At 31.4% G+C, this 12292-nt stretch carries 14 protein-coding genes; 9 read left to right on the top strand and 5 right to left on the bottom strand.

Annotation, left to right across the window (positions count from 1 at the left end):
• The first annotated feature begins 13 nt into the window (after positions 1 to 13).
• Entirely contained in the window at positions 14 to 541 is a 528-nt protein-coding gene (locus tag Q0820_RS07470) for an SRPBCC family protein (RefSeq protein ID WP_298486577.1), read from the top strand.
• A gap of 21 nt (positions 542 to 562) precedes the next feature.
• Here Q0820_RS07470 and Q0820_RS07465 read toward each other — a convergent pair whose 3' ends face one another.
• The 4 genes from Q0820_RS07465 to Q0820_RS07450 all read right to left on the bottom strand — a co-directional run bounded on the left by Q0820_RS07465 (position 563) and on the right by Q0820_RS07450 (position 4412).
• Entirely contained in the window at positions 563 to 832 is a 270-nt protein-coding gene (locus tag Q0820_RS07465) for a heavy metal-binding domain-containing protein (protein WP_298486575.1), read from the bottom strand.
• Positions 833 to 913: 81 nt separating this feature from the next.
• Entirely contained in the window at positions 914 to 1699 is a 786-nt protein-coding gene (locus Q0820_RS07460) for a carboxypeptidase-like regulatory domain-containing protein (RefSeq protein ID WP_298486573.1), read from the bottom strand.
• 76 nt (positions 1700 to 1775) lie between these two features.
• Positions 1776 to 3575 carry a DEAD/DEAH box helicase gene (locus Q0820_RS07455; protein WP_298486570.1) on the bottom strand — a complete coding sequence of 600 codons (1800 nt, stop codon included), beginning with the start codon at positions 3573 to 3575 and terminating at the stop codon, positions 1776 to 1778.
• A 255-nt stretch (positions 3576 to 3830) separates the two neighbouring features.
• On the bottom strand, positions 3831 to 4412 hold the full coding sequence (locus Q0820_RS07450) for a non-canonical purine NTP diphosphatase (protein ID WP_298486568.1): 582 nt from the start codon (positions 4410 to 4412) through the stop codon (positions 3831 to 3833).
• A 61-nt stretch (positions 4413 to 4473) separates the two neighbouring features.
• Here Q0820_RS07450 and Q0820_RS07445 point away from each other — a divergent pair, with 61 nt between their 5' ends.
• The 5 genes from Q0820_RS07445 (at position 4474) to Q0820_RS07425 (ending at position 9387) form a co-directional block, all read left to right on the top strand.
• Positions 4474 to 4926, top strand: a complete 453-nt coding sequence (locus Q0820_RS07445; protein ID WP_298486566.1) for an isoprenylcysteine carboxylmethyltransferase family protein — start codon at positions 4474 to 4476, stop codon at positions 4924 to 4926.
• A 71-nt stretch (positions 4927 to 4997) separates the two neighbouring features.
• Complete coding sequence (locus Q0820_RS07440) at positions 4998 to 5609, top strand: SatD family protein (protein ID WP_298486564.1); 612 nt, start codon at positions 4998 to 5000, stop codon at positions 5607 to 5609.
• On the top strand, positions 5606 to 6310 hold the full coding sequence (locus Q0820_RS07435; RefSeq protein WP_298486562.1) for a DUF3307 domain-containing protein: 705 nt from the start codon (positions 5606 to 5608) through the stop codon (positions 6308 to 6310). Before Q0820_RS07440 ends, Q0820_RS07435 begins: the two co-directional genes overlap by 4 nt.
• Before the next feature lie 183 nt (positions 6311 to 6493).
• Positions 6494 to 8377 (top strand): phosphoglycerate dehydrogenase, encoded by a 1884-nt coding sequence (gene serA, locus Q0820_RS07430; RefSeq protein ID WP_298486560.1) that lies wholly within the window; start codon positions 6494 to 6496, stop codon positions 8375 to 8377.
• A 176-nt stretch (positions 8378 to 8553) separates the two neighbouring features.
• Positions 8554 to 9387 (top strand): type IV pili methyl-accepting chemotaxis transducer N-terminal domain-containing protein, encoded by an 834-nt coding sequence (locus Q0820_RS07425; protein ID WP_298486558.1) that lies wholly within the window; start codon positions 8554 to 8556, stop codon positions 9385 to 9387.
• 3 nt (positions 9388 to 9390) lie between these two features.
• Here Q0820_RS07425 and rlmH read toward each other — a convergent pair whose 3' ends face one another.
• Positions 9391 to 9864, bottom strand: coding sequence for a 23S rRNA (pseudouridine(1915)-N(3))-methyltransferase RlmH (gene rlmH, locus Q0820_RS07420; protein ID WP_298486556.1), 474 nt, complete (start codon positions 9862 to 9864; stop codon positions 9391 to 9393).
• Positions 9865 to 10028: 164 nt separating this feature from the next.
• Between rlmH and nadC the strand changes: the two genes are divergently transcribed.
• From nadC to Q0820_RS07405, 3 genes are read left to right on the top strand one after another with little or no spacing between them, the layout of a single operon-like run.
• Positions 10029 to 10886: a carboxylating nicotinate-nucleotide diphosphorylase gene (gene nadC / locus Q0820_RS07415; protein WP_298486554.1), complete on the top strand. Its 858-nt coding sequence runs from the start codon at positions 10029 to 10031 to the stop codon at positions 10884 to 10886.
• Positions 10887 to 11864 (top strand): YihY/virulence factor BrkB family protein, encoded by a 978-nt coding sequence (locus Q0820_RS07410; protein ID WP_298486552.1) that lies wholly within the window; start codon positions 10887 to 10889, stop codon positions 11862 to 11864. It abuts the gene before it with no gap.
• On the top strand, positions 11851 to 12291 hold the full coding sequence (locus tag Q0820_RS07405; protein WP_366941648.1) for a DUF2147 domain-containing protein: 441 nt from the start codon (positions 11851 to 11853) through the stop codon (positions 12289 to 12291). The genes Q0820_RS07410 and Q0820_RS07405 overlap by 14 nt, the downstream gene beginning before the upstream one ends.
• Position 12292: the final 1 nt, after the last annotated feature.

Raw genomic sequence — 12292 nt, 5'->3', positions numbered from 1 at the left:
AACTTAAAGTATTATGACAGCTATTTTTTACATTCTAGGAGGTATTATACTACTATTAGTAGTTTTAGGACTTATTGCGCCAAAAAACTATAATGTTTTTAGAGCTATAGAAATAAATAAATCAAAAACAAAGGTTTTTGAACACCTTAAATATTTAAAGAAGCAGCAAGAATGGTCTCCTTGGGCAAAAAAAGACCCCAATATGGAGAAAAAAATTACTGGAACTGATGGGGAAGTTGGAGCTGTAAGTTATTGGAATGGTAATAAAGAAGTAGGGGAAGGCGAGCAGGAAATCACAAAAATTATAGATGGGGAGAGAATAGAAGGTGAACTTCGTTTTTACAAACCATGGAAGTCTACTTCAAATTGCTATTTTGTTGTTACTGAAGCTGGTGAAGAAAATACAAAAGTTACATGGGGATTTTCTGGCAAAAATAAATTTCCTGTGAGTATAATGATGCTTTTTATGAATATGGATAAAGCAGTTGGTAAAGATTTTGAAGAAGGTTTGGCTGCTTTAAAAGAGCAATTAGAAGCCTAATAGATTCTAAATTATTCTTGTTTAGGAGTGCTCAGGGCATTTGTCGCAAGTGCACTTTCCTTTTTCGCATTTACATTTTCCTTCATGAGATGCACACGTACAATCCTCAGAATGTGCTAGTGTTTTTAAATCCATTTTACAAACAGAGCAGCTACCTTTTTCGGTATATGTTTTACCATTTTCACAATCCATAGGACACTGGTACAAAACGATAGCGGTATCTTGTTTGGTTTTTTCTTTACAGGAAAAAACTAAGGTACAAAGTAATATAAGTGAAAAAACTTTAGCCATACTATAGAAGAATAATGGTTATATACAATGCAATTTAAGATTTTATTTTAAATGCAAAGACCTTTAAGTTGGTAAAGGTTTTTACCTTTTTTTGCCTCTGTTTAGAACTTTAAAATCTTCATAGCAGCCACTAATGGCATCTAATATTTGTAAATCATTGGCTGTTGTGATAAAGGATTTAGAGTAGTTACAGTTATTTAGAATATCTTCAATATCCATTTTTTCTATTTGTAGAAGTTCTATTAAGGTTTCTCTATCAAATTTGGAAGCAAGGAGATTTCTTATTTGGTCATCTTCTTTAATTTTGCGAAGCTTTTTCATTTGGTTTGGTTTTTTTCCAAACAAATTACGAAGCAAATCTGCGGGGTTTAATATAGCTCCTAATACTTTTGTTACAGCACTTGGATTTTTATTGCCAGCTTCATAACCAACAGAAAGGCCAGATATGCTATATTGGTATGCATTGTTTATAGGAAGGTTTTTAACATCAATCTCTAAGTATCCAGTAAGTTGGTAGGGTCTTACTATTACTTCTTCTAAAGCATATGCAAGTTCCGTTAAAGATATTTTGGTATCCTTGAACTTAAACATATCATTGGTAATTCTAATTTTTTGCGATTTAAAACCTAGAAAGGAAAAGTATAAAGTATCGTTTACTGCAGCAGTTAATGTAAATTCCCCTTTCTCATTAGTAATGGTTCCTTTTACTTGATTAAGGTTTACAATATGCACGCTTTCCATAGGAGCGTCTGTTTGCGCATTAATAACTATTGCACTTATTTCTGTGTCTTCGTTGGTTTCTGAATTTTCTTGACTAAAAACAACACTGCTTATAAGGCAAAGTATAACGAGTAATTTTTTTCCCATAATTCTAATATACATCAATAAAAATGCAAACAAAACAAAAAAATACGCCGAAGCGTATTTTTTAATATAGGTTTAACTAAAAGAAGTCTGTATTTCTTTTTTTGCTTCTACGTTTTCCGGAGAAAGTTCCTCCGCCGCCTTGCGAAGAATTTCCGTCTCTTCTTCGGCCTCTTCCACCATCTCTTCCGCGGTCTCTATCTCTACCACGACCTCCGTCGCTTCCGTTTCTTCTTCCGCCGCCTCTTCTTCCGCCACCGCCAGGGTTTTTAGAAACTTCAACATTTACAAAACGACCATCTACCTTAAATTCAGTAAATGTGGATAAAATTTGTTCCGTAACAGCAGCATCGGTATTAAAGAAAGAAAAACTTTCTTTACAATCTACTTTAAATACATCTTCTTTTCCAAGTTGTACTGTATCACGAATAAAATCTTTTAAAGACATCCAATCGTAACCATCTTTTTCTCCAACATTAATAAAGTAACGTACTGAGCCACTTGTAGGAACCTCTCCGTCTCTTTCTCTTCTGTCGTTTCGGTCTCTTCTATCTCCGCCAGAATTTAAATCCTTGGCTTTGTTGTAGTAGTTAAAGAATCTTGTAAATTCTGCAGAAACAATTTTCTTAATAAGTTCTTCGCGATCTACATCTGCTAAAATTTCATTAATAGCAGGTAAATGGCTTTCTATTTCTTCATTAATCTCTGTGTCTTTTATCTTATTTGCTAAGTGCTGTAATTGTATTTCGCAAATATCTTTTCCAGTAGGAACCGTTTTAAGTAAAAACTTTTGATTTATTTTATTTTCAATTGCTCTTATCTTTCGAGTTTCGCTTCTGGTTACTAAAACCATAGAAATTCCAGATTTACCAGCTCTACCAGTACGGCCACTACGGTGTGTATAGGTTTCTATCTCATCTGGTAATTGAAAGTTAATTACATGTGTAATATCATCTACATCAATACCACGAGCAGCAACATCTGTAGCAACTAGCATTTGAATTTGCTTTTTACGAAAAGAGTTCATAACCAAATCTCTCTGGTTTTGACTTAAATCTCCATGTAATGCTCCTGCATTATAACCGTCTTCAATTAGCATTTCTGCAACACGTTGGGTATCTCTTTTTGTTCTACAAAAAACAACAGAAAATATTCCAGGATTTGTATCTGCTAGTCTTTTTAAGGCAGGGTAGCGGTCTCTGCCACTTACTTGGTAGTACTCATGTTGTACTGTAGATGCGCCAGAATTTTTAGCACCAACCGTAATCTCTTTTGGAGAGTGCATAAATTTCTTAGCAATTGTAGATACTTCTCTAGGCATAGTAGCAGAAAATAACCATGTAGATTTTTCGTCTGGTGTATCCGAAAGAATATCTTTAATATCTTCAAAGAATCCCATGTTAAGCATTTCATCTGCTTCATCTAAAACACAGTAATCTATTTTTGTAATATTTACTAAGCCACGGCTAATCATATCTTTCATACGACCAGGAGTTGCTACAATAATCTGTGCACCTCTTTTAATTTGTCTGGCTTGGTCTGTAATACTTGCACCACCATAAATGGCAACAACGTTTACATTTTTCTCGTATTTAGAATATAATTTTAATTCGTTTGTAATTTGCAAACAAAGCTCTCTGGTAGGAGAAAGGATTAATCCTTGTGTAGTTCTACTATCACTATCAATTTTTTGTATTAGTGGAAAACCAAAAGCAGCAGTTTTACCAGTACCTGTTTGCGCAAGAGCAACCAAATCGGTTTCACTTTCTAATAAAATTGGAATTGCTTTTTCTTGTACTTCGGAAGGTTTCTCAAAACCTAAATCTGTAACAGCGTCTATTAAGGACTGATCCAGTCCTAAATCTGTAAATTTTGTCATAATGTTTAAAATGTTAATCGCAAATATGAATGTTGCATAGAGCGATTAACTTGTAACCCATTTAGACTCAGCGCAACACATGCTATACCAGCGGCGTTTAATAAAGGCGCAAAGGTACTCTATTTAATTAGAATAGGAAAATGTGTTCCTATATTTAGATATGGTGTTGTAAAATGCCTGTTAACAGTGTATTACAGTTGTTTAAAAGTTTGTTTAGGTGTTAGGTTTGTCTTGTTGTTAACTTTTTTCTACAGTTTAGAAAGGCTTTGTGTGCAAATATTTTATTAATTGGTTTATGGCTTTGCCTCTGTGGCTTATTTCATTTTTAGTGTCTAATGGTAGTTGTGCAAAAGTTTCATTATATCCGTTTGGCTTAAAAATAGGATCATAGCCAAAACCTTTTTCTCCGTGTTTTTCTTTTGTAATTTCTCCTTCTGCAATACCACTAAAAAAAGTTTGTGTATCGTTTAAATTTAATGCAATTACGGTTTTAAAATGTGCTGTTCTATCTGTTTTATTACTAAGTTTTTGTAATAATAGGTTCATGTTATCTTCAGATGATTTTTGCGCTCCTGCATATCTTGCAGAATATACACCAGGCTCCCCATTTAATGCAGTAACTAATAGCCCAGTATCGTCTGCAAAACAAGGTAAGTTGTATGTGTTTGAAATATAATCTGCTTTAATTTTAGCGTTTCCCTCTAAGGTGTTTGCTGTTTCCTCAATATCTTCGGTACAATTAATATCCTTTAAGGAAAGTAGTGTAATAGTCCTTGGAACTAGTAATTGTACTTCTTTTAACTTATTATGGTTGTTTGTTGCAAATACAATTTTCATTTATCTCTTTTTAGTATAGGTTGCTTTCTTCTATGCAAATCAAAAATAGTAATTTTATAAGATGAAATTAAAATTACCTCCTGCAGTTGTATTAGTACTATTTGCTTTACTAATGTTCTTTTGTGCAAAAGTTTTACCTTTTGGATATTTTAATTTTTTAAGACAAACGTATCTAATTTATTTTTTGCTAGGGTTATCTTTATGCATTGGTTTTATAGCTATAATTCAATTTTATAAAGAAAAAACAACTGTAAATCCTATGAAACCGGATAAAGTTTCTAATTTGGTAACTAATGGATTATATAAATACACTAGAAACCCTATGTATTTAGCAATGCTTCTTTTGTTGGTTGGTTTTGGATTATGGCTTGGTAATGCATTTAATTCTTTAATAATAGCTGGGTTTATACATTATATGAATAAATTTCAAATTTTTCCAGAGGAAGAAATTCTGCAAAACCGTTTTGGGAAAGCGTACAAAGTATATTGTGCAAAGGTTAGAAGATGGTTTTGAAAAAGCTTATAACAATAAATATTAGTTATTTTGCTTATATTTTTATATATTAGCGTTTTAACTTATATGTTATGATTGCAGTTATTACAGGAGATATTGTTAATTCAGAGAATTATAACGCTTCGGATTGGATGCCTATTTTAAAAAACTATTTAGAATCTTTGGGAACCTCCCCTTTAGATTGGGAAGTATATAGGGGAGATGAATTTCAAGTTAAACTTCCTGTAGATAAGGCTTTAAAAGTTGCGATACATTTAAAAGCGCAAATTAAAAAAGTAAAGAATTTAGATGTTAGAATGGCAATAGGTATAGGTTCTGAAACTTATGTTGGGAGTAGCGTGAGCGAATCTAATGGAACGGCGTATAAGCGTTCTGGAAGAATGTTTAATACATTAAAAGCTTCTAAATTAAATTTAGAAATTGCAACTGGAAACAAACGTCATGATAAGACATTAAATTTGATATTAAAATTAGGTTTAGATTTTATGGACGACTGGAGTGTTGTTTCTGCGGAAATTGTAACAATAGTACTTAGTAATCCAAATGTATCACAAAAGGAAATTGCTAAACAGCTAGGAATAAAACAGTCTGCAGTGAGTCAGCGATACAAAAGAGCAAGATTGGATCTAGTCTTAAATATGTTAGATTTTTATCAAGAATTGAGTAAAGAAATAAAAGAATGATATTTTTTATAAAACTGTTTTTAGCACATTTAATTGGAGATTTTATTATACAACCTACTAAATGGGTAATACATAAAGAAGCAAATAAAGCAGGGTCTACATATTTATACTTGCATGTTTTTTTACATTTTTTGATTACCATGATAGTTTTATGGGATTTTTCTATGTGGAAAATAGCCCTAATAATTATGGGTTCTCATTATATTATAGATGTAGTAAAACTTTATATTACACCGTTTTTTAAAAATAAAGGCATTCCATTTTTTATAGACCAGTTATTACATATTTTAGTATTGTATTGCTGTGCATTTTATGGAAATTTATATGAGAATACCATCGCTGTTTTTGAGAATTTAGATTGGGCTTTAGTGACAGCAGTAGTTTTTGTTACTTTCCCATCAGCAATACTAATGGGAAAACTTTTAGAGGCAATGTCTAATCAAATACCAACAGATCATAAATCACTTCCAAATGCTGGTAAATATATAGGAATTTTAGAGCGTTTATTTGTTTTAATATTTATAGTTTTAGGTAGGTGGGAAGTAATAGGGTTGTTAATTGCGGCAAAATCTGTTTTTCGTTTTAATGATTTAAAAGAAAGCAATAATAGAAAACTAACAGAGTATATTTTAATAGGAACATTGGTTAGTTTTGGTCTTGCAATTTTAACAGGTATAGCCTATACTAGTATTAGTTTGTAAAATGATTTTGTGAATAGAATTTTAATCTTCTGTGTAGATTTTATTTTATTACTATTTGTCTGTTTTCATGTGTAAATAACATCAAATTGTAATCATTTTGTTTTATTTGCCTTTTCGGCTATTATCAGATAGAAATAAGTTTTATTTTTACAGCTTAATTTTTTTTAAAAAAAATCAATTACTGTGGGAAGGAAATACGTTTTCGATTTTGATAGTACCTTAACAAGAGTAGAAGCATTAGACGTTCTGGCAGAAATGACATTAGAGGGGCGCTCTAATCGCGAAGAAATTATTGAGGAAATACAGAAAATAACTAATTTAGGGATAGACGGTGATATATCTTTCACCGAGTCTTTAGAGCGTAGAATTAAACTTTTAAATGCGCATAAAGATGATTTAGAGCCTTTGGTAACAGAATTAAGGCAAAAAATATCCAAATCCATAGAGTCCAATAAAGAGTTTTTTGAAAAATTCTCGGATGATATTTATGTGATTTCCTGTGGATTTAAAGAGTTTATAGATCCTATTGTAAAAGAATATAATATTCCTGCTTCTAGGGTATATGCAAATACTTTTAAGTTTGATACAGATGGAAAAATAATTGGTTTTGATGATCAAAATGTATTATCACAACACAACGGAAAAATAGAATGCCTAAAGAATATGAACTTGGAAGGAGAGGTCCAAGTTATTGGAGATGGCTATAGTGATTATGTAATGCGCGAAGCTGGTATAGCAGATAAGTTTTTTGCTTATACAGAAAATGTGCATAGAGAAAAAGCAGCAAACAAAGCTGATTATATTACACCAAACCTAGATGAATTTTTATTTGTGAACGATTTGCCAAGAAATATATCTTACCCAAAGAACAGAATTAAAATAGTATTATTAGAAAACATACATCAAGATGCTTACGAGCTACTATCTAATGAGGGGTTTTCTGTAGAATTAATAAAACACAGTCTTCCAGAAGAAGAACTCATAGAAAAAATAAAAGGAGTTCATGTTTTAGGAATACGTTCTAAAACACAGGTAACAAAAAAAGTTTTAGCAGCGGCAGATAAACTATTAGTAGTTGGTGCATTTTGTATAGGAACCACACAAATAGATTTAGAAGAGTGTAAGAGTAAAGGAGTAGTTGTTTTTAATGCACCTTATAGTAATACACGTTCTGTGGTAGAGTTGGCAATAGGGCAAATAATAATGCTTATGCGTTCTGTTTTTCAACGTAGTTCAGAAATACACTCAGGACAATGGAATAAGACAGCAGCAAACTCTAGAGAAGTTAGAGGTAAAAACCTTGGTATTGTTGGTTATGGTAATATAGGTAAGCAATTATCTGTCTTAGCAGAAGCTATAGGTATGCGTGTGTATTATTATGATGTAGATGATAAGTTGGCTTTAGGTAATGCAGTAAAATGTAATACTTTAGAAGATTTACTTTCTGTTTCAGATGTAGTTACGCTGCATATAGATGATAATAAAGCCAACAAAAACTTCATAGGAGAAAGAGAAATAAACCAGATGAAGAAGGGGGCTATGTTAGTAAACCTTTCTAGAGGTTTTGTAGTAGATATAGAAGCATTGGTAGCTGCTCTTAAAAGCGGACAAGTAGGAGGGGCAGCAGTAGATGTTTATCCAGAAGAACCAAGAAGTAATGGGGATTTCATGACAGGTTTGCAAGGACTTCCAAATGTAATTTTAACACCACACGTTGGTGGTAGTACAGAAGAAGCACAAAGAGATATTGCGGATTTTGTACCTAATAAAATTATGGATTACATAAACTCTGGAAATACTGTAGACGCAGTTAACTTTCCTAATATAAGACTTCCAAAACAAAATAAAGCACATAGATTTTTGCATATACATAAAAATTTACCAGGCATAATGGCAAAAATAAATGAAGTTTTAGCTAAGTATGAGATGAATATTTCTTCTCAATATCTTTCTACGGATAATGAAGTTGGATACGTAATTTCAGATTTAGATAAGGAGTATGATAAAGAGGTTTTAAAGGCTTTAAAAGAAGTAGATAATACAATTAAATTTAGAGTACTGTATTAGTAGGCTATAAAATCTTGTAAATAAATTTAAAATCTAGGTTATGTAAATGGCCTAGATTTTTTTTGTTTATTAATCACTAAAATGCATCTACACCCTGTAAAAAGTTATTTACACAACATTTAATTGCGCGCGGTCTTTTATCGTTATAAATTGTGAGAAAAATCTTATGTATTATAATGAAGATAATCCCGGAAATAGTAAAAAGTTTTTTTAAAAAGAACTTTAGAAAAGGTTTTAATGCATATTACCTTTTGGTACTTACTATTATATTACTTACTATAGGTACGCAATCTATTGTGCAATATTCATTGGCAAAACAAAGTTCCGATGCTGTGGTGATAAACATTGCAGGTAGGCAGCGTATGCTTTCTCAAAAAGTGGTAAAAGAATTTTACAATTGCAGGTATGGAGAAAAATGCGAGTACGGGGAATTAAAATCTGCACTTGCTTCTTTGAGAAGGGTAGATAGAGACTTGCAAGAAGGAAATGAAAAAATTGGAATATTTCCTTTAAAAAATGAAGACATTAGAATGAATTTTGCAATGTTGCGTCCTTATTTTAATGGGATTTTAAACGCCTTAGACAATGTACAAAATTTAGAAGATGTTTCTGTGAGTGATTTAAAATATAACGAAAAACAGTTTGTTATTTTAATGGATAAAATTGTTTGGCAATTTCAAAAGGAGTCGGAAAAAGATATAAGTAATATGATGATTTTAGAAAAGTACTTGGCAATACTTTCTGTACTAATTGTTTTAATAGAAATTATATTTATTGTAAATCCTATAATTAATAGAATAGTAAAACAGAACAAAAAGCTAGAAGAAATTGCTTGGCATCAATCGCATGCATTCTCTAACCATGTAAAAAATATTAAAGACCATCAATATGTACTTAAAGTGGAGAAAAACCCAGAAAGACAAAAAGAGATTATAAAATTTGTGGTGGAAGAATTAGATGGGGTAGAACAAGTGTCAGAGTTTATGGTAAAAGCTCTAAAAAAAGCTTAAAAATTATCTGTGATGATAGGGTTCATTTTTTAAAATAGTATACCCTCTATATAATTGTTCCACTATAAATAAACGTACCATTTGGTGCGAAAATGTCATTTTAGATAAACTAATTTTCCCTTGTGCTTTTTGGTAAACATTTTCACTAAATCCGTAAGGACCTCCAATTACAAATACCAATTGTTTATTGCCAGCATTCATCTTTTTTTGTAGATAATTAGAGAAATCTACAGAAGAAAATTGCTTTCCATTTTCATCTAGCAATACTAAAACATCGGTGGGAATTATTTTTTTTAAAATAAGTTCCCCTTCTTTTTCTTTTTGCTGCTTTTCGGATAAGTTCTTTACATTTTTTATATCGGGGATAATATCTAAAGAGAACTTTATGTAATGTTGTAAGCGGTTGGTGTAAATATTTATTAATTCTTGTAGTTGTTTGCTATCCGTTTTTCCAATAGCTATTAATTTTATAGTCATGCTTCAAAGTTAAATTATTTTGGCAATATCTTTGCGTTAAGGAACTTGCTATAAAAAAATAATACCTTCTAATTATTTCAGAGTAAACATCTAATAATAAAACACAAAGCGGGGATTAAATAGAGTATGTTTTTAGTATTTTAGCATAAAGCAATATAAAATTAATGATTTCAGAAGTACAATTTAATATAGAGATAGACGGAATAATAAAAAATGCTATTAGAGAAGATGTAGGAGATGGGGATCATAGTTCTCTAGCGTGTATTCCAGAAACAGCAACTGGTAAAGCAAAGCTTTTAGTAAAAGATGAAGGTATAATTGCTGGCGTAGCATTTGCAAAGCAAGTTTTTAATTATGTAGATTCTAGCTTAAAAATAGAAACGCTTCTTGAAGATGGCGCTACTGTAAAATACGGAGATATTGTTTTTTATGTAGAAGGTAGCTCGCAAAGTATATTAAAGGCAGAAAGATTGGTATTAAATGCGATGCAACGTATGAGTGCTATTGCAACTAAAACAAATTTCTTTGTAAAATTATTAGAAGGTACAGGTACTAAGATTTTAGATACTAGAAAAACTACCCCAGGAATAAGAGCACTAGAAAAATGGGCGGTTAAAATAGGAGGAGGAGAAAACCATAGGTTTGCTTTGTATGATATGATTATGCTAAAAGATAATCATATAGATTTTTGTGGGGGTCTTACGCAAGCTATTAAAAAAACAAAACAATATTTAAAGGATAATAATAAAGATTTAAAAATCATTGTAGAGGCAAGAGATCTGAATGAGATTAAAGAAATATTAAAAACAGAAGGAGTATATCGTATTCTTATAGATAACTTTAACTATGAAGATACACGTACTGCTGTAAAATTAATTGGAGATACTTGTTTAACAGAATCCTCTGGGGGTATAAATGAGGAAACTATAAGACAATATGCAGAATGTGGTGTAAATTATATTTCCTCGGGTGCATTAACACATTCGGTTTATAATATGGATTTGAGTCTTAAAGCAGTGTAAATGTCAAAAGAAATAGAGGAAAAACTTCATAAAATACCTGTTGTAAATACAGTGGTTTCTCTATTAAAAAAAATAAAATTACCTGGATTTAGAGGACTTTCTAGTTATGATTTAATAGAAATGTATGTAGTAGGTGTGGGGAAAGGCGCATTGTCTACAAGAGCTAGTTCTATTGCTTTTAGCTTATTTATGGCTTTATTTCCATTATTAATTTTCCTATTAACCCTTGTGCCTTGGATCATACCATACGCAAGCGTAGGTAATGAAAATTTTGATGCACAATTTTTAATGTTTTTAGAATCCTTTTTACCATCTGCTACGAGTGATTATTTTGGAGACATTTACCAACAAATAAAAGACCAGAAACAAGGAGGTATTCGTTCTTCGGCATTTTTAATATCTATATTTTTAATGGCAAATGGTGTAAATGCTATTTTTGGAGGTTTTGAAAATTCATATCATATAAGTTTAACGCGTAATTTTTTTAGGCAATATGCATATGCGCTACTGGTGGGGTTGCTTTTGTCTTTGTTACTTATAATAGGGGCTGTTGCATATGTTTATTTTGAGTTTTATATAATTGATTATTTAAGTGAGTGGGCGGCAAAGACACGTGGGTATGATGTAACAGATAATGATATAGTAGGAGCGCAAATAGGAAAAGTATTGTTCTTTATTATATTATCTTATTTTACCACTGCAATTTTATATTATTTTGGAACTGCAGAAGGTAAGAAAGCAAGATTTTTTTCCTTGGGAGCTTTAATGACTACCTTGCTCTTTATGGTAACATCTTATTTATTTGGTGTTTATGTAGAAAAATTTGCAAGATATAATGAGTTGTATGGCGCCTTAGGGGGATTGTTAATTTTAATGGTGTATATCTGGTTAAATTCTAATATATTGCTACTTGGGTTTGAGCTAAACGCTTCTTTAAATTCCCTGAGAAAAATATCTAATAAAAATGATGAAGTTTAGTAAAGAGGTAGTAATTATATTATTTTTATTAGTAGTTAATTTAGGTCAGTCTCAGAGTATTTTTGGAAAGTGGAAAACAATAGATGATAGAACTGGCTTACCAAAAGGAGTTATAGAGATTTATAAAAAAGATGGCCTTATGTATGGTCGTTTAATAAAAGTCTTAGAGCCAGGAAAGGAAAATATGCTTTGTGGTAAATGCGAAGGAGATTTAAAAGATAAGCCAGTTTTGGGAATGACTATTATTGATGCTGCCAAAGAAAATGAAGATGGAGAATGGAAAGGGAAAACACTTTTTGACCCAGAGCAAGCAATGACTTTTCGCTGTAAAATTTGGTTAAACCCTGATAATGAAAATGAATTAAAAGTAAGAGGTTATTTGGCTTTTATATACAGAACCCAAACTTGGGTGCGTGTAGAAGAATAAT

It is taken from the genome of uncultured Maribacter sp., from assembly GCF_947495965.1.
Classification (GTDB): Bacteria; Bacteroidota; Bacteroidia; order Flavobacteriales; family Flavobacteriaceae; genus Maribacter_B.
Note: the sequence above shows the minus strand (reverse complement) of the source record. Positions and strands in the feature narration are given on the sequence as shown.